The sequence below is a fragment of the Vibrio sp. EA2 genome (genome assembly GCF_033042495.1).
Classification (GTDB): domain Bacteria; phylum Pseudomonadota; class Gammaproteobacteria; order Enterobacterales; family Vibrionaceae; genus Vibrio.
The window spans coordinates 28,861-47,296 of the sequence record NZ_JAWLID010000007.1; the positions used below are offsets into that span (position 1 = coordinate 28,861).

At 46.1% G+C, this 18,436-nt stretch carries 16 protein-coding genes; 8 read left to right on the forward strand and 8 right to left on the reverse strand.

Translation table 11 applies throughout. The annotated features are described in order from the left end of the window. The first annotated feature begins 86 nt into the window (after nt 1–86). From metN to RXX31_RS15135, 3 genes are read left to right on the forward strand one after another with little or no spacing between them, the layout of a single operon-like run. Complete coding sequence (gene metN / locus RXX31_RS15125) at nt 87–1,121, forward strand: methionine ABC transporter ATP-binding protein MetN (protein WP_317590378.1); 1,035 nt, start codon at nt 87–89, stop codon at nt 1,119–1,121. Then, nucleotides 1,111–1,788, forward strand: a complete 678-nt coding sequence (locus RXX31_RS15130) for a methionine ABC transporter permease (protein WP_317590380.1) — start codon at nt 1,111–1,113, stop codon at nt 1,786–1,788. Before metN ends, RXX31_RS15130 begins: the two co-directional genes overlap by 11 nt. A gap of 33 nt (nt 1,789–1,821) precedes the next feature. Then, nucleotides 1,822–2,631, forward strand: a complete 810-nt coding sequence (locus RXX31_RS15135) for a MetQ/NlpA family lipoprotein (RefSeq protein WP_317590381.1) — start codon at nt 1,822–1,824, stop codon at nt 2,629–2,631. Between the two features lie 262 nt (nt 2,632–2,893). On the opposite strand, the gene RXX31_RS15140 is transcribed toward RXX31_RS15135, so the two are convergent. After that, entirely contained in the window at nt 2,894–3,670 is a 777-nt protein-coding gene (locus tag RXX31_RS15140; protein ID WP_317590383.1) for a Zn-ribbon-containing protein, read from the reverse strand. 2 nt (nt 3,671–3,672) lie between these two features. Next, entirely contained in the window at nt 3,673–4,218 is a 546-nt protein-coding gene (gene syd, locus RXX31_RS15145) for a SecY-interacting protein (RefSeq protein WP_317590384.1), read from the reverse strand. A gap of 107 nt (nt 4,219–4,325) precedes the next feature. On the opposite strand from syd, the gene queF reads away from it, so the two are divergent. The 5 genes from queF (at nt 4,326) to xni (ending at nt 11,648) form a co-directional block, all read left to right on the forward strand. Beyond that, complete coding sequence (gene queF / locus RXX31_RS15150; RefSeq protein ID WP_317590385.1) at nt 4,326–5,171, forward strand: NADPH-dependent 7-cyano-7-deazaguanine reductase QueF; 846 nt, start codon at nt 4,326–4,328, stop codon at nt 5,169–5,171. A 108-nt stretch (nt 5,172–5,279) separates the two neighbouring features. Then, entirely contained in the window at nt 5,280–7,562 is a 2,283-nt protein-coding gene (locus RXX31_RS15155; protein WP_317590386.1) for a tetratricopeptide repeat protein, read from the forward strand. 97 nt (nt 7,563–7,659) lie between these two features. Further along, on the forward strand, nt 7,660–9,225 hold the full coding sequence (locus tag RXX31_RS15160) for a diguanylate cyclase (protein WP_317590388.1): 1,566 nt from the start codon (nt 7,660–7,662) through the stop codon (nt 9,223–9,225). 205 nt (nt 9,226–9,430) lie between these two features. Continuing rightward, nucleotides 9,431–10,807 (forward strand): nucleotide 5'-monophosphate nucleosidase PpnN, encoded by a 1,377-nt coding sequence (gene ppnN / locus RXX31_RS15165; RefSeq protein ID WP_065299219.1) that lies wholly within the window; start codon nt 9,431–9,433, stop codon nt 10,805–10,807. Between the two features lie 58 nt (nt 10,808–10,865). Next, nucleotides 10,866–11,648: a flap endonuclease Xni gene (xni, locus tag RXX31_RS15170; protein ID WP_317590389.1), complete on the forward strand. Its 783-nt coding sequence runs from the start codon at nt 10,866–10,868 to the stop codon at nt 11,646–11,648. 291 nt (nt 11,649–11,939) lie between these two features. Here the strand turns inward: xni and rlmM are convergent, their stop codons facing one another. The 6 genes from rlmM to RXX31_RS15200 all read right to left on the reverse strand — a co-directional run bounded on the left by rlmM (nt 11,940) and on the right by RXX31_RS15200 (nt 18,431). After that, nucleotides 11,940–13,031, reverse strand: a complete 1,092-nt coding sequence (gene rlmM / locus RXX31_RS15175; protein WP_317590390.1) for a 23S rRNA (cytidine(2498)-2'-O)-methyltransferase RlmM — start codon at nt 13,029–13,031, stop codon at nt 11,940–11,942. Further along, nucleotides 13,028–13,426 carry a DUF423 domain-containing protein gene (locus RXX31_RS15180; protein WP_317590391.1) on the reverse strand — a complete coding sequence of 133 codons (399 nt, stop codon included), beginning with the start codon at nt 13,424–13,426 and terminating at the stop codon, nt 13,028–13,030. The genes rlmM and RXX31_RS15180 overlap by 4 nt, the downstream gene beginning before the upstream one ends. Continuing rightward, nucleotides 13,416–14,039, reverse strand: a complete 624-nt coding sequence (locus tag RXX31_RS15185; RefSeq protein WP_317590392.1) for an alpha/beta fold hydrolase — start codon at nt 14,037–14,039, stop codon at nt 13,416–13,418. Before RXX31_RS15185 ends, RXX31_RS15180 begins: the two co-directional genes overlap by 11 nt. Beyond that, nucleotides 14,020–14,940: a transcriptional regulator GcvA gene (locus RXX31_RS15190; protein ID WP_317590393.1), complete on the reverse strand. Its 921-nt coding sequence runs from the start codon at nt 14,938–14,940 to the stop codon at nt 14,020–14,022. The genes RXX31_RS15185 and RXX31_RS15190 overlap by 20 nt, the downstream gene beginning before the upstream one ends. A gap of 697 nt (nt 14,941–15,637) precedes the next feature. Continuing rightward, nucleotides 15,638–17,086: a tRNA uracil 4-sulfurtransferase ThiI gene (thiI, locus tag RXX31_RS15195; RefSeq protein ID WP_317590394.1), complete on the reverse strand. Its 1,449-nt coding sequence runs from the start codon at nt 17,084–17,086 to the stop codon at nt 15,638–15,640. Nucleotides 17,087–17,474: 388 nt separating this feature from the next. Continuing rightward, complete coding sequence (locus RXX31_RS15200; protein ID WP_317590395.1) at nt 17,475–18,431, reverse strand: flagellar motor protein MotB; 957 nt, start codon at nt 18,429–18,431, stop codon at nt 17,475–17,477. Nucleotides 18,432–18,436: the final 5 nt, after the last annotated feature.

The following is an 18,436-nucleotide window of genomic DNA, read 5'->3' on the forward strand; positions in this document are numbered from 1 at the left end:
GAAAATTGAGATAGAGCTCAAAATTAAGTTCTGTCAAAAGCCGTTTTTGACAACGAAGTTCCCCATATCTCTATGCAGGTTGAAACATGATAGAAATAGAAAACGTCAATAAAGTGTTCTACCAGGGCAATAAAGAAATTCTGGCTCTGAAAGACATTAACCTACATATCGCCAAGGGCACCATCTTTGGGGTGATCGGCTCGTCAGGTGCTGGTAAAAGTACTCTGATTCGCTGTGTGAACATGTTAGAGGCTCCGACCTCTGGCTCCATCATCGTAGATGGCGTTGACCTGACCAAACTAAGCAAAACACAACTGGTAGAAACTCGTCGTAATATCGGCATGATTTTCCAGCACTTTAACCTGCTGTCGTCTCGTACCGTTTTCGACAACGTTGCACTACCTCTTGAACTCGCAGGTAAAGATAAATCGCATATCAATGCGAAAGTCACTGAACTACTGAAACTAGTAGGGTTAGAAGACAAACATGAAAGCTACCCAGCTAACTTAAGTGGCGGCCAAAAGCAGCGTGTAGCCATTGCTCGTGCATTAGCCTCTGATCCAAGCGTGCTATTGTGTGATGAAGCCACCAGCGCACTGGATCCGGCAACGACTCAATCAATCCTTGAGTTATTAAAGAAGATCAACCGTAAACTCAACATCACTATTTTGCTTATCACGCATGAAATGGAAGTGGTAAAAAGCATCTGTCACGAAGTGGCGATCATCGGTGGTGGTGAACTGGTTGAGAAAGGCACCGTGGGTGAAATTTTTGCTCACCCGAAAACAGAACTGGCGCACGAGTTCATTCGCTCGACTCTGGATCTGTCTATTCCTGAAGATTACCAGGCTCGACTTCAATCAAGCCGTATTGAGGGCAGCTACCCGCTAGTCCGTATGGAGTTCACAGGCGCAACGGTTGACGCTCCATTGATGTCTCAGATTTCACGCAAATACAATATTGATGTAAGTATCCTAAGTTCAGATCTTGATTACGCCGGTGGCGTGAAATTCGGCATGATGGTCGCTGAACTGTTTGGTAATGAACAAGATGACAACGCAGCAATCGAATACCTGCGTGAGCACAACGTGAAAGTAGAGGTACTTGGTTATGTCCTTTAATACTGTTTCTGAGTGGCTAAGCCTAAACAGCAACCTTCTTCTGGGTGCAACCTGGGAAACGGTATACATGGTGGCCGTTGCTGGCATCGTTGGCTTCGCTGTCGGTATCCCTTTAGGGGTCATTCTGCATATTACTAAAAAAGGTGGCCTGCTTGAGAATACTAAACTCAATGGCATTCTCGGCGCTATTGTCAACGTGGGCCGTTCAGTACCCTTCCTTGTACTGATGGTTGCAATCATCCCAGTGACTAAAATGCTGGTCGGTACCTTTATTGGTACAACCGCAGCCATCGTACCGTTAACCATTGGTGCCATTCCGTTTGTTGCGCGTCTTATCGAAGGTGCTCTACTTGAAGTACCAACGGGCTTAGTGGAAGCAGCACAATCTATGGGTGCAACACCAGTACAAATCATAACAAAAGTTCTGCTACCTGAAGCAATGCCGACTATTGTTAACTCAGTAACAATCACACTCGTAACCTTGGTCAGCTACTCTGCGATGGCAGGTACTGTTGGTGGCGGTGGCCTTGGCGACGTGGCAATTCGATACGGTTTCCACCGCTACGATGTCACCATCATGGCTGTTACCGTGGTAATGCTCATTGTTCTGGTACAAATTATTCAGTCTATCGGCGACGCAGTGGTACGCCGCGTGGACCACAGATAAGCATCAAATTACATAAATTATAAGGAGATACCGATGAAATTTAGCCTTAAAGGTCTTTTGACTGTCGTAACCGCCGCTTCTGCTCTAGCACTTGCTGGTTGTGGTGATAAAGAAGTTGATGTCAACAAAGTAAAAGTTGGTGTAATCGCTGGCTCTGAAGCACAGGTTGCGGAAGTTGCAGCTAAAATTGCTAAAGAAAAATACAACCTCGATGTTGAGCTGGTCACTTTTACTGACTACGTTACTCCAAACGCAGCACTAGATGACGGTTCAGTTGACGCTAACGCATTCCAACACAAGCCATACCTGGATCAACAAATTAAAGACCGTGGCTACAAACTGGCTATCGCAGGTAACACGTTCGTTTACCCAATTGCTGGTTACTCAAAGCAAGTTAAATCGGTTGACGAAATCCAAGATGGTGCGCGTATCGCAGTACCAAACGACCCAACTAACCTAGGTCGCTCACTGATTCTTCTGGAGCAACAAGGCTTGATTGAGCTACGCGATGGCGTTGGTCTACTGGCAACAGTACGTGACATCGTAGGTAACCCTAAAAACATCGAAATCATTGAACTTGAAGCGCCACAACTTCCACGTTCATTGGATGACGTAACGCTATCTATCATCAATACCACTTACGCAAGCTCAATTGACCTATCTCCAGAGCGTGACGGCGTATTCGTTGAGGGCAAAGAGTCCCCATATGTAAACCTGGTTGTAGCACGTGAAGAAAACGTAAACGCTGAAAACGTACAAAACTTCGTAAAAGCTTACCAAACTGAAGAAGTTTACGAAGCAGCGAAAGAACTATTCAAAGGCGGCGTTGTAAAAGGCTGGTAATATAACCAGTCGCTGTCAATAAACGCAAAAAGGGCTGATGTGCAAACATCAGCCCTTTTACTATATATACTTATCTACAAACCTACGTAAGAAAGTGGTCATACTTAATTATAGAGAACCAGAAAACAGGCATCGAACACAAACACGCATCAACCCATCCATGGGGCTTCGATTTGCCATCCATGGCAAATAGAGTTTGTTTATCAAACCCTGTTTCCTGACCCGTTAATTTTCCAGATTGGTATTAGACAGTCCCAAACGGCTACTTGAGATGGTCCCAAGAGATATTCGAAACAATTCTGCAGTCATCGCACTTAAAGTAGAAGATGTCATGCAAGGGCTCATCTAATAGCCAGTCCCCACCACACTTCGGGCACTTACGCGCTTTTTCACTTTCAAGAGACTGACCGCCCACGCGGTACTGGTAATAGTAGGTTGGGATCTTAGTAATGTATTCAATACGACCGCGTAAATCCCAACCTCGGCGAAACAGGACACTGTCGGAATCACATATCTCGTGCAGCGCGGCATGCTCAGCACGGCATCCACCCGCCATTTGAATTTCATCACACGCCTGCCATTCCGTTTGCCACTTAATGACGGCTTTATGGTCACCGTTTAGTGTTGGTTCATTACGATACAAAGGGATTGGCAATAAGGTTTCACCGCTGCGCAGTGGCGAACAAGTATGCACGTAAGTGGTATAAAGCACCTGCCAGCTTGGTGTATCGTCTTCTGCTGCTTGCTCAGAGTTAAGATCACGACCAAGCAAGCGCATTTTTGGCGCCAGCAAAGAGGCCTCTGACAAGCGGGTCATGCACACTTTGACAAAGTCTGAATGGTATCGCGGGTGCAGGCTCTCTTGCTCGGGGCAAACCACACGTACAAAAAACTCGCCATCGCCCATCACAATAGGAAATTCTCGACCGAGTACCTGGCCGTTATAACGAAGCGCATCCATCAACCCATTGATAGCCTTATCCACTGCGCTGACGGTAGTGTTATCAAAGCACTCAAACTGCAACTCAACAACGTACATACTTACACCACGACCTCTAGGTTAGCGAGAAACTCACTGACATTATCGGCCAGTACATCACGCTGAGAAGTACCCAGTCGCTCAAGAATGACGTTGCCCGTCAAGTTACAGATAGAAATAACATCCAGCTCTGCGTCTGTTGCAGCAATAAAAACGGTTGGTTTAAGCTTAAGACGACGCTGTGTCACTAAATGACCAAGAATATTTTCTTGCAGACGATCAAAATCATCATCGCTCCACACCTGTAATAGAGTGAGTTCATTCCCCTTCCAGGTCGCTTCCATGTCCGCGCTGTATTGCGAACCATAAAACGTTTTAATGTCATCGTGTAACGTCAGTTCAATCGCATTTTCAACATTGGTGAAATCCGCTTGCTCTTCACGCAGGCACGCTTTCCATAAGACCGCCCCATCACGTTTCTCTTCAACACATGGTGATACAAGATCAGCAAGCTCCTCACTGCTTGGCAATTCATTGTGCTTAGTTTGCCAGGCTTGTTGGTAGCGCAGGCTAAAATCTTGTAGCGCCTGAGTAACGGTTTGGGTCATGAAGCTCTCCTATTCCTTGTTTGTCTTCTAGCAATATTTGCCAGATAGCAATTAATCAGCGGATTCAGTAAAATTCTCTCCATTCTAATCGAAAACGACCACAAAGTATGAGCAAATATTCTGACGCTAAAGAGCTTGCAGGGCTGACTCTGGGTAAAAAGACCGAGTACGCGAACCAATACGACGCGAGCTTGCTGCAACCTGTCCCGCGTAGCCTGAACCGTGATGATCTTGAGTTAGGTGATGACCTGCCGTTTATGGGCCATGACATCTGGACCTTATATGAGCTGTCGTGGCTAAATAGCAAAGGCCTGCCACAAGTGGCCGTTGCAGAAGTGTACATTCCTGCGACCAGCGCTAACTTAATTGAGTCCAAGTCATTTAAGCTGTATCTGAACAGTTACAACCAAACTCGTTTTGCGAGTTGGCAGGAGGTTGCCGAGCGTTTAGTTCAGGATCTTTCGGCTTGTGCTGGTGAACAAGTCATCGTCGAAGTAAATCCGGTCACTCATTACACCAACCAGCCGATCGTCACGATGGAAGGTGAATGTATTGATGATCAAGACATTGAAATCAACAGCTACGATTTTGATGCATCCTTGCTGGAAGGCGCGGCTGGTGAAGAGCAAGTCGAAGAGACGCTACATAGCCACTTGCTGAAATCAAACTGCCTGATCACCAACCAGCCAGACTGGGGCAGCGTTGAAATTCGCTATCAGGGTGCGAAGCTAGACCGTGAGAAGCTGCTGCGCTACCTCGTTTCTTTCCGTGAGCACAATGAGTTTCATGAGCAATGTGTCGAGCGTATTTTCACTGACCTGATGAAATATTGTCACCCAAGCAAACTGACCGTGTTTGCTCGCTATACTCGCCGTGGTGGTTTGGATATCAACCCTTACCGCTCCACCGAGAACGCCAAGCCAGAGCACAACCACCGCATGGCTCGTCAGTAATTACTCAGTGGTAAAAACAAGTTCGGCAATCTATTGGATTGCCGAACGTTTTTAATACCTAAGCATGGTATTATCAAAAAATCTAAACCAGTTCGAGGGAACGAAAGGATGTTTTGGGACAGATCGCGTCTATTCAAATTGATTGGCTTTTTCTGCTTACTGCTGGCACAGCCGCTTCACGCGACCATTTTATCTTCCACTTTACTTAATGAAGCCCAACAACTGGCGGAAATCGATCCCTCACAAGCAAGACAAGCCGCAACCAACTACCTTTTGCAACGAGAGTTGATAGAACGCAGTGAAAGTGACGGTCCGTCTGCCATGTCTCGTGAGGAAACCGACCGCAGTATCCGAACCCCGAACAGCACCATCGAAGCACATAAAATTATTGCCCAAGCAAACTTCGCTTTGGGGGATGGCAGTGCAGCAATCAAAAGCCTCAATGAAGCGCAAACTCTGGCACAAAAATACGAGCTTCCATACCAGTATCTGGATGTGCAACTGATCCGAAACCAGATGATCTGGACTGGAAATAAAAATTACGCTGCTGCGGAAGAAGCTCTGGACCAAATAGAGAATACGCTTAATCAAGAGGATGCCGTTTTACAGCGTGCTGATAGCATTCGTTATCGCTTAGTCATGCAACGTGCGCTTTTAGAATCCTATCGTGGTGATAGTGTCAAAGCAGAAAGTTATTATGCGGAAGCCAAGGAGATGCTGGAACAAACTCGCTCCAGCTTGGCACTCATCGATTACTACACCACAGTTGGCGAGTTTTACCTCAACGAGAAAAAATACAATCTAGCGCTTTCTGAGCTTTTATACGGTTACTGGCAATCGATTGAAAGCGATAGTGGCGCCAGACTGGCCAAAGTTAACCGATTACTGGCAAGGCTATTCCAAGAGCGACGCGTATACGATAAAGCGGTCGAGTACTTATCTCAGGCTGCAGACTTTTACGACTCTTACCCAAATTCACCAATCCTGGCGGATGTGCTTGAGCAGATGGGTGACATTTACTTTTATCAGGGTAAATTTAACCTGGCACTGGTCCACTACTTCAATGTATTGGATCACGAGAGTACGAGTAAAAGTATCAACCGTATGATCAATATTCGTCTGAGTCTTGCCGCGACTTACCTTCAACTCTATAACTATGCTCTGGCGGGGCAATATCTGGACAGCTCGACGGAACTGCTCGAATATGCCGACATTCCAGCGCTTAAGGCCAAAGCTGCCCTGCTTCACTCGGGTCTTGCTTATCATCAGAATGACAGTAAAAGCGTCATCGAAAACGCGCAAAAAGCGCTCATGTTCATTGATGCTTCTGCTACAGGAAATAACTTTATTAAGCAGCAGTCTTACCGTTATCTTGGACTGGGCTATGAACAGGCAGGTGAATACCAGCTTTCGTTACAGGCATATAAAAAGTATACCAATTTAGTAAAACTGGAGCAGGTGCAGTTAAACCAGATCAGTGAAGATGCATTCCGTCAGCAAAAAGAGTTCGCAGAGCAGACTATTCACTACGTTGGCTTAACCGAGCGCTTGGCACTGGTTGAGGGAGAGCACCGTAAATTCCAAAAAATCTCTTTTGCTCTGTTTATTACCGTTTTAGTGATGTTTTTGTTCATCATGCGCCGTGGCGTCATCATTCAGCGTCAGTCGGGTCAGATAGATAAACTACGTAATGATCTGTTCACCCACTCACGATCTCGCCTGAATAACTTACGCATGTTGAATGTAAAACTGTCACGCTCGTTGAAGAAATCGAGTGACACCTTCGAACAGTGGCAGCTTGGCGAGTTAATCCACGAGCCACTCAATGACCGTCTGCGCTTTGTGATGATCGACCTGCCATTCTTACGCAGTATGTACGTTCAAAACGGTTATCAAGCCGGGCTGGAGTTAGAGCGAGCGTTTGGGGAGTTTCTGGCAGAAAAGATCAAAAAACCCGCACGTTTGTATCACTTCTCAGATGCGAACTTACTTTATATCGAACCCAACGCTGATAGAGATGCATCAGCAGAAATGATGTTTGATAAGTTTCAGGCTTGGGTGGATGACTTTGCTAACCAGCATAATGTCAATCGTACTATTCGCATGGGAATCAGTGACTACCCATTCCTGCCACGAGCTTATACGGCGATTAATGATGCGGAGCTACTGGATTTACTGCTTCTTGCTACGCATATTGCGCGTGAAATTAGCCTAAAAGACAAACAAAGCCACTGGGTATTCCTCAAAGCCATTGATAATGCACCAGCAGCAAGCTTTGCTACCGGTGACATAAGAAAGGCCTGCCAACACGCCATCAATCAAGGGTTAATCAAGATTCACTCTTCTTACAAGAATGAGGATGACATCAAGAAAATATTAAAAAATGGATAATTAAGCGCCACTTAGGATTAATAACTGATGACGCTATAAGGTTTTTTGTTATTATCAAGTGACCGTCATCTCACATGGATTTAAACGTAGTCGTTTCATGGGAATCTTGGAATCCGATATTCAGGCACAGCTGCATCAGTTAAGTTGTCAACTAGACCAACTTAAACTGACGCATCGCGATAGTTCGCTAAAGTTTAAACGTGAGCAACAAATCCTTAAGCGCGTTCTGGCGTCTTTGTCGTCTGCCTGTCCTGGCTCTGATGTTCAACTATCCAACTACTTGTCAGAAATCCAGCAAGAGCTGCAACATAAAACGGACATCAGCGCTTTGATCCCGCGTTTCGCGGTATTAGAGAGAAAGCTAAAACAGCAGTCCAGAACGATGGAAAAGCAGCACGACAACCTTGACGCTCAAATCAAACGCAGTGGTGAAACACTACAGCGTGTGACTGGCTTACCCGCTCAACTTAAGCGTGAACTGCGGAATCTGATGAGCTTTTCAGAAGCGAACTCGGTAACCAACATCAGTCAAGCCACTAAGCTGCTCAGTATTTACGAACGTGCACTGAAAATCATCACTTCGAACTCACGCTTACATCTAAGTGAATTTGAGAGCACCCCAGAAAAGTCACAACTTGAGAGTCTTGCTAGCGATCTGCAACACACCATAACAGAGCTGGATTTTGAGGGCGAGTGTGGTGACAAACTGCTCGACATCCGCGCGAAACTACTGATGGGAGTGAATGCAGAGTCATTAATGGAGCTGACACTGGCAACCTTAAAGTTAGTGGTAAAAGCGACGAAATTTGAGCGTGAAACCTCCAGCCAATTTCTCGACCAGCTAAATACATCCCTTGCAAGTAACCTAAAAACCATCCACCAAAACGCCGATCAGCATCAAACCTACTTTGAGCACCGCCATGAGCTGAATTCAGAAATGAGTAGTTTGGTTGAACAAAGTCAGCGCTCTTTAAGTCAGTCTCAGGACTTAGCGAACCTTAAGAAAGAGATGGCCCCACTGCTTGCTAAAATGGCCTCATTGTCGGAACGTCTGGAGATGACAGAGGCCCGGGAGCAGGCACTTCAAGAGCGAATGACTTACAGCAAGAATCAACTCGAAGCCGTATTTGAAACCACACAAGACCACCGACGCAGGTTGGATGATCAAACTCAGCGCCTGCTACTTGACCCACTGACTAAAGTGTACAACCGCACCGCATTTAACGATCGCCTCGAACTGGAATACCGACGCTGGGTACGTTCTCAGAGAAACTTACGTCTGGTGATGTTTGATGTGGACAACTTCAAAGCCGTCAACGACAGCTATGGTTACACAGCCGGAGACAAAGCTCTCAAGATCATCGCCCGCACCATCAGTAAACGGTTATCTGAATTAGAAACCGTGGCTCGATTCGGCGGAGAAGAGTTTATACTATTAATTCCAGAGCAGTCAGAAGAGTACACTTTAGAATTGATGAAAAGCATCCAGCGTGAGATTGGCCAGTTACCATTTAAGTTCCGCGAGCAAAGCATCATGATCACCCTTACTGCTGTTTCCACTTCATTTAGAGAGTCCGATTCTCCAGAGCAGGTACTAGGGCGTCTTACAAAGATGGTACGTGACACCAAAAAGCTTGGCAAAAACCAGCTCAACTGGAGCTGATTCGTTCAAAATATAAGCAAACAAACAGATTTCATCCCTTAAGTTTACTTATATCCGCCATTTTTCAACGAGTTATCACATTTCTTCCATTCCAGTCTGCTAAGCTTCAATTATCCAGCCTTCCAATCACCACTCACAAACGACACGTATAAACCAAAGGTGATGGAGTACTTTACCTCAAATATAATCACAACAAGGAGGCGCTATGATTACCCATATCAGCCCCGCAGGTAGCATGGATTTGCTATCCCAACTGGAAGTTGAGCGTTTAAAAAAGACCGCATCGAGTGATCTTTACCAACTTTACCGAAACTGTACATTAGCGGTCTTGAACTCAGGCAGCCATACCGATAATTCAAAAGAGCTGTTAGACCGATACCAATCCTTTGATGTTGATGTGCTTCGCCGTGAACGCGGCATCAAATTAGAGTTGACCGATCCACCAGAGCACGCTTTTGTCGATGGTGAAATGATTAAGGGGATACAGGAGCATCTGTTTTCAGTCTTACGCGATATCGTGTATGTGAATATGCACTTGGCTGACAGTCAACGTTTAAACCTGACGAATCCTGTTCATATTACTAACCTGGTATTTGGTATCTTACGCAATGCCCGAGCACTTACGCCCGGCATAGCCCCTAATCTGGTGGTTTGCTGGGGTGGACACTCTATCAACGCAGTAGAGTATCAATACACCCGAGAAGTGGGTAACGAGTTAGGCCTACGAGAACTGAATATTTGTACCGGTTGTGGACCCGGTGCGATGGAAGGGCCAATGAAAGGGGCAGCCATCGGCCATGCAAAACAGCGTTATACCGACCAGCGCTACTTAGGCCTGACCGAGCCGTCTATCATCGCGGCTGAACCGCCAAATCCGATCGTGAATGAATTGGTGATCATGCCAGACATTGAAAAACGTCTGGAAGCCTTTGTCCGTATGGCGCATGGCATTGTGATATTTCCGGGTGGTCCGGGAACTGCCGAGGAGCTGCTCTACATTCTGGGTATTATGATGCACCCAGAAAATGCCGATCAACCAATGCCAATCGTACTGACTGGGCCTAAGGAAAGTGAGGACTACTTCCTTGCTATCGATGAATTTATTCGTGACACGCTTGGAGAAGAAGGTCGTAAACATTACCAGATCGTGATTGATAATCCGTCAGAAGTTGCCCGGATTATGAAACGCGGCATGGACGATGTTCGCACACATAGGAAAGAAAAAGGCGATGCCTACAGTTTCAACTGGTCACTAAAAATCGAGCCGCACTTCCAGTTACCATTTGAGCCAAATCATGACGCAATGGAGCAATTGGATCTGCATATGGATCAGGAACCTCAAGTTCTCGCAGCAAACTTACGTCAGGCGTTTTCAGGCATTGTTGCTGGTAACGTAAAAGCGGAAGGCATTAAAGAAATCGAAGCTAAAGGTCCGTTCACCATCCATGGGGAACCAATACTGATGAAGAAGCTCGACAAATTACTGCAAGACTTCGTCGATCAACATCGGATGAAATTACCAGGTGGCACCGATTATGAACCTTGCTACCGAATCGCTCATCCTGAAAATGATGGTCGATAGTCAGGCTCGCATTCGTTACACTAGGGGCATTGCGCCCCTTTTTTATTGCTAAGTCATTATGTCTATTCATCTTGTTATTATTGATGCCCTAAACTTGATCCGCCGAGTGCACTCCGCTCAACCCGATCCAACTGACATAGCAAGAACCATCACCACCACTCAAAGAACGCTGACTCGAATCCTGTCAGAGGCGCAACCAACCCACATTATTGCGGTGTTTGATCATCATGAGCAAGATAGAGGTTGGCGTGCCGAGATACTACCGGACTACAAGCAAAATCGTAAACCTATGCCCGAGCCCTTGATGCTGGGTCTCGATGCGATTCAGCAAGCTTGGTGGGAGCAAGGTATTGACTCATTATTGTCTGACGGCGATGAAGCCGATGACTTAGTAGCAACACTGGCAACCAAAGTCGCTGGTCATGGTGAAAAGGTCACCATTGTTTCTACAGATAAAGGCTACTGCCAGCTGCTTTCGCCGACCCTTCAAATCCGTGATTACTTTCAGCATCGCTGGTTAGATGAGCCATTTATTGACAACGAGTTTGGGGTTAAGCCAAATCAGCTGGCTGATTACTGGGGGTTGACAGGCATCAGCTCTAGCCAGGTCCCTGGGGTTCCCGGAATCGGCCCCAAAGCGGCGAAAGAAATCCTGACGCAATTCCAAGATATTGAGTCAGCTTACGCCAGCGATGAACTCGCGACAAAGTATCGCAAAAAACTGGATGAGCATATCGAGTCGGCTCGTTTATGTAAGCAGGTGGCCGCACTAAAATGCGATATTGAGCTTGGTTTCAATCTGCAAGACATCCGCTTTACTGGTCCCAACAAAGTGGAGTAACAAGCAAACATCATGTAATAAAAAGTACCTATTCGAAAGGAATAGGGTTCTATAGATTGAAATAGTTCCCTTTACACTCATCACCGTCATTCCAGCGAGCCTTAGCGAGACTAGGAATCTAATACAGAGTACGGTGAAGTATTAGGGTCGACCTTAGCGACAAAGCGCTCGGAGAGTAGATTCTGAATCACGCTCGTGCCTCGCTGTTCAGAATAACGAGGTGGCATGGCCATGCTGCTCGATAAGCAAGCTGCACGGCCAGTTCAAAAGGCGCTTTTTGATCCTAGAAGATTAGTGCGGAGAGATGTTAGACAGACACTGAATGTGAATCGTGATCTCTTCACGGTCATGGTAAAGGTGCTTAGCCTGCAGCTTGAACTTCACCTTGTTCTCAATTAGGAACATCTTCAGGTTCTCAAGATCTTGCAAAACTTCGTCATAGCGGCCTTTCATCGGTAGCTTGAGGTTAAAAATGGCTTCTTTTGCCCAACCTTTTAGTAACCACTGTCCCATAAGATGTGCCACGCGCGCTGGTTTCTCAACCATGTCACACACAATCCAAGTCACGTTCTTGCGGTCTGGTTCAAACTTAAAGCCATCCACCATGTGGTGTTTAATCTGACCGGTTTCCATCAGACTGTCAGCCATCATACCGTTATCAACACAGTGCACGAACATCGAACGCTTGACCAATTGGTACGTCCAACCGCCAGGGCAAGCGCCTAAGTCAACGCCCCACATACCAGGTGCCAAACGTTCATCCCACTCTTCGCGTGGAATAAAGACATGAAAGGCTTCTTCCAGCTTTAGTGTTGAACGGCTTGGTGCATCTGCCGGAAACTTGAGACGAGGAATGCCCATGAAGAATTGCGAGTTATTACCCGGGAACGAATAACCTACGTAACAATGACCCGGTGCGACAAAGCAGATGTGCAATACTGGCTTGTTAGCGTTGTCTTTATTCCACATCAGGCCCTTACCACGCAGAGCCTGACGCATGGGTACGGTAAATTTACGGCAGAATTTCAGTAATTCTTTCGCTTCATTGGTATCTGGCGTTTCAATACGCAGATCCCCGCAACGAGGGAAATCTTCGACTTCAGACATCTCATCAAGAATTGGACTGATACGATCTTCGCTTGGCAACGATTCAAACTCGGCTGCAACCGCAAACATTTGGCGGGCAAAGATCAACGTACCGAAGTCCAGACCTTTTACCAGTTTGTCTGCGTCTCCATCCTGGTAACACTCGAAGACAACATAACCTGAGTTTTTCTTCACACGAGGGAAGCCATAGACTTCCAACTGTGTCGCTTTGTCCTGAATTTCACCAGCACACTCTTTCTCAAAGCCGGAACGGCAATAGAGCATTAGTTGTTTCACTTGGAGACCTCTTTGATATTAAACGCAGCAATAAAGAACGAGCACCAGCCGATCATGAACATTAACCCTCCTAAAGGAGTAATCGGTCCAAACCATTTAATGCCTGTTAGCGCCAGCGCGTATAGACTGCCGCTAAAACAAAAGATGCCGATGATAAAGCAAATTGCAGCGATGAAAAAATACTTTTGTGCTTTTTGTTCCAAATTCATCAACAACAGAATGGCACAAAAAGCGATCGCAAAAGTATGGATGAACTGGTAGAGGACACCAGTCTCAAATACATCAAGAAGATACGGGGCAAGTGTTGCTTTTAAGCCATGAGCTGCGAACGCTCCCAGCGCTACAGACATCAAGCCAGAAAGACCAGAGAAGGAGAGTAACCACTTACTTTTCACTGTACACCTCTTTAATAAATTTCGCTAAGTGTTCAACTGCCAGCGCAATATTGCCTTCTTCAGTGTAACCAGAGCGCTTGCGCGGTTTAAAACTGTGGTCACCATCTGGTACAAAAGTTACTGTAATCTGCTCCGATAACGCAAAGTCAGCAAATTCCTCCTGTTTACCAAAGGTATCCCGCTCACCTTGCAGAATCAGTGTCGGCTTGTTAAGCGTTGCGAGATGTTCACCTTTGTAGTTTTCTGGCTTACCCGGATGATGAAAGGGAAAGCCTAAACAGGCAATGCCCGCCACCAGCGCATGGTCAGCCAGCAAACTCGCCATTCGACCGCCCATGGATTTACCACCAATGACCACTGGTTTATCCGTAAAGTGAGTGATGACTTCTTCATAGGCTTCGAGCAGTTTTGGCGCACGATCCGGCGGACGCTTTTTGCCGTCTTCAGCACGCTTAACCATGTAGGGAAAGTTAAAGCGAGCGACACGAATGCCCTGCTCAGCTAACCCTTGAGCGACGGTTGCCATAAACCCGTGATCCATGCCGGCTCCAGCACCATGAGCAAAAATAAATAATGGCCCGTCTTCTGGCCCCTCAACTATCCACTGGTTCATCCAATACTTCCTCTTGTTCTTTTCTTGCCGTTGCAAGCATCCAATCGCGGAATGTCGCGATACGGCCCATGTCTGCTTGCTGCTCATGACACACGACATAGAACGCATTCTTTGAGATCAATACCTCATCAAACGGCGCAATAAGTCGCCCTGCTTCCATTTCTGGTTGAGCTAACACGTTATTTCCAAGTGCCACACCTTGCCCATGGACAGCTGCCTGTAACACCATCGTCGAGTGGCTAAAAATTGGACCATGATTTACATTGATGCCTTCGATGTTGTAGTGACGAGTAAACTGCTTCCAGTCTTTACGCGAAGTATCATGTAACAATGTGTGTAATCTGAGGTCACTCAGAGATTCTAACGGCTTCGTCCCCAAGAGTAACGATGGAGAGCAAAGTGGAATCAAAAATTCCTGATATAATTTGTCCGCACGAAGTCCCGGCCAGTTACCACGGCCATAATAGATAGCGACATCGACGTCGTCGGTCAGCGAGCCCTCTTCCAGATCTACGGCTTTAATCCTGACATCAATGTCTGGCTCCTGAGCATTGAAATCGGCTAAGCGAGGCACTAACCACTGAATCGCAAAACTGGGTGGTAAACTGATGGTCAAAGCGCCTTTTTCACTACGTTCCAGTACCTTATCGGTCGCTTCTGCGATAGAAGTAAAGATATCCTTGATATCTAAGAAGTAACTTTGACCTTCTTCCGTTAACAGCAAAGAGCGGTTTCGGCGGCGGAATAGCTTGAGTGATAAAAACTCTTCCAACGCTTTGATCTGATGACTCACTGCAGCTTGGGTAACGAAGAGCTCTTCGGCCGCCCGTGTAAAACTAAGATGACGTGCTGCAGCTTCAAATACTCGAAGAGAATTCAAAGGAGGCAATCTGCGAGACATAGGGAACCTCAATTAGGATTAGTTTTTTTTATCTGAAACATTATAAAATTAACGTTGTCGAACAGCCAGATAAATTCTATATTTCACCCCGCAACACGGGCCTGAACGGCTTGATTTCTCTCGAAATCAATTGGCTTCGTTGTTGCGATGTTGTGTTTGCAAACTCGTTTTTCGAGTTAGGTAGATTTCTACCAAACTGTTTTGTCTACTATCCCTGGGACAAAACATATACTTCCTGTATTTATTTTTGACCTGTCTGTCAAATTTCTTACACCGCCCATTTGGGCGGTGTTTTTTTATCTAGATTATCCAAGTTTAACAAAACAACACACTAACCCACAAAATAATCTCAGTTGTATTCACTACAATAGTCAACTTATCCTGAAAATGCATACTTAGTCAAAACTCAGCCGCCATTAACAGAGTTATTACTCTAACCTTCACTGCAACCAATACTGGTAAACCTAGAATACCACCCTCTCAGATAAATCTCCCTCGACCTTATCCTCGGAACAGAGATCATAGTTGATAGAGCATTTCGGATTAATTGACGTTATATCAGTATCTATGAAAAAGATTGCGAGGCACTTCAATATAACCATGCAAAAACCTTCCCTATGACTGAATAAAAAGACATAAAAAAACGCAAACTGATTGCTCAGTTTGCGTTTTGAAAAGGAGATTTATTTTCGCCTTATTATGGGCGGTAAACCTTCACGTTGTTAAAGCCCTGCTCTTGTAAGTACAGCGCTTGCAGCCGGCTCATAACACCACGGTCACAGTACAGCAGGTAAGTCTTAGCCTGGTCTAAGTCACCAAACTGCGTACCCAGCTTGTAGAACGGGATGTGCTTAATATCTACACCGTCAATTTCTAGAGGGTTATCGTCTTCCTCTTCAGGGCTACGGATATCAAGGACAATCGCATGCTCTTCAACAGCCTGAACTTGTTCTACTTCTGGCGCTGCTTTTTCAGATTCTTTCGCGATATCACGAATATCCATAACACGCGCTTCTTTCACCACATTTTCCAAAATAGTGAAGTCAAAGTTCTCTTCTTCCGCTTCTAGCTTCGCTTTGATTGCTTTTACTGTTGGCTTCTTAGAAATAACACCGCAGTATTCAGGCATCGTCTTAGCAAAGTCTTCAGTACCAATGTCTCGCGCCAGATTGATGATGTCTTCTTTGTCCCAGTTAATCAGTGGGCGCAGAATCAGAGTGTCTGTCACGTTATCAATGTGGCGAAGGTTCGTTAGCGTCTGGCTAGAAACCTGACCAAGTGCTTCACCCGTAACCAGAGCTTCAATCTTGAATTTCTCAGCAACCATACCAGCTGCACGCATAAACATACGCTTAAGAATAACGCCCATCTGGCCATCATCTACTTTCTCAAGAATTTCAGCGACGACAGGTTCAAAGTCGACTGAAATAAAGCGCACTTTTGCTGAAGAACCGTACTTATTCCATAGGTAGTGAGAAACCTGCTTAACACCGATTTCGTGCGCAGGACCACCTAGGTTAAAGAAGCAGTAATGAACTTTTGAGCCACGCTTAATGTGCAGGTAGCTTGATACACCAGAATCGAAACCACCGGAGATCAGGCTTAGCACGTCTTCTTGTGTACCTAGTGGGAAGCCACCAAGTCCTTTGTGACGCGCAAGCACCTGGTTAAGTTTGTCACCTGATACCTCAACCTTAACGGTTACATCTGGCTTGTGCAGCTTCACGCTGGCGCTTTCGACCGCCTGGTTCAAACCACCGCCAACGTAACGCTCTAGCTCAATAGAGGTAAAGTCATGTTTACCACGACGCTTAGCGCGAACCACGAAGGTTTTGTTTTCAATCAAAGGGCGGCTTAACTCAAGCACTTGCTCAAAGATATCGTGAAGATCTTTAAACTCAGACTGCTTCACTTCAAGTACATGATGGATACCTGGGGTGTGGGTCAGAATCTCTAAGACTTCAGCGTGGTATTCGTTGCTCTCAGAGGTCACTTCAATGTGATCACGACGGTTAAATACTGCGACAGATTCCGTGCGGCTCTTGACGATATTACGAATGTTACACTCTAAAATCTTTGTGAAGCGCTTACGCACAGACTCACTTTTTACAAAAATTTCTGGATGGGGCTTTACAATAAATTTCATAGTCTAATTCGCAGGTTAGTTTCGCAATCAACAAAGAATGATACTCGCCTTCGATCCTTCATACGCAGTAAAACTGCGTCTTGGTCACAAAAGGTTGTCTGAGCTCACTTCAAAGGCGCAAGATTATACACCCAAGCGGATTGGAAAGACAAAAAAAGCGAACTGTCGATTTCACGCCGCTCGCTTATTTGTAAAACCAATCAGTCATCCTGAACAGCGACGAAGGAGCGTGATTCAGGATCTACTTACCGAGCGTGTTAACGCTGAAAGTGCCTATTTCACAACATGCTTAAAGTGAGTAGATTCCTGATGTCGCTATGGCTCCTCGGAATGACGCCAATAAATGAAAGTCGTTTAAGCGGACGGTATTAGGCTTCCAACTCGCTTTTTATTGCTCATGTTGAATAACTGGCACTTCATCGCTGTAAAGTGGTTCACCCTGCATAATGCTGATTTCCACACGCCGGTTAAGGGCACGATTATCATCAGAATCATTGGCCACCAGCGGTTCAGTGTCAGCCATCCCTCGAACTCGTAAGCGCTGATGAGAGAAGCCCCGCACCTTCTCCATCTCTTGCGCGACAGAAACCGCGCGCTGAGATGAGAGATCCCAGTTAGAGCGATACAGTTCAGAATCCAGCACTTGATTATCGGTGTGTCCAGATATTCTCACAATCCCCGGCACATCTTTAACCAACTCAGCAATCTGGCGTACCAAAGGACGGAATTTAGGTTGCAAGAACGCAGAGCCTTCTGGAAAAGCGCCCTTCTCACGCATGCGGATGACGATCTGCTGACCCAAGTTCTCCACTTCGATCGCTCCCTGCTCGATCTCTCGCTCCAGCGCCTTCTTGATACTCTCCATCAGAGTTTCCATTTCTTGCGACATCATTTGAGACTGCTGCTGTTCCATCTCGGATTCTGTCGCCTGGTTGTTCCTCGTCGAGGTCTCCGGTGACTGACCGCCGGTTAATTTTCCTTGGTCACGCTTGCTTCCGCCTGCTCGATCAGACTCACCTTCATGGAATTCCAATGTTTGCTGAGTGATATCCATGGTTTGCTGCATAATAACGTCAATCGGCGTCGGCTCAGGCCGCCCCGGTCTGAACTCTTGAGCAATAATGCTGGTTCCTTTCGGAATATCTTTCACTTCGAGCTGACTTTGTACACCAAATGCAAACTTCATCGAACCTGCAATCTGTTTAAATTTGAGCACATCCATCTCTGAGAACGAGAGCAACAGAACAAAGAAGCACATCAATAGTGACATTAAGTCAGCAAAGGTCCCCATCCACAGAGGAAGTCCAGGTGGCGGACAATCGCATTTATTTTCTTCATCATCCATCACTA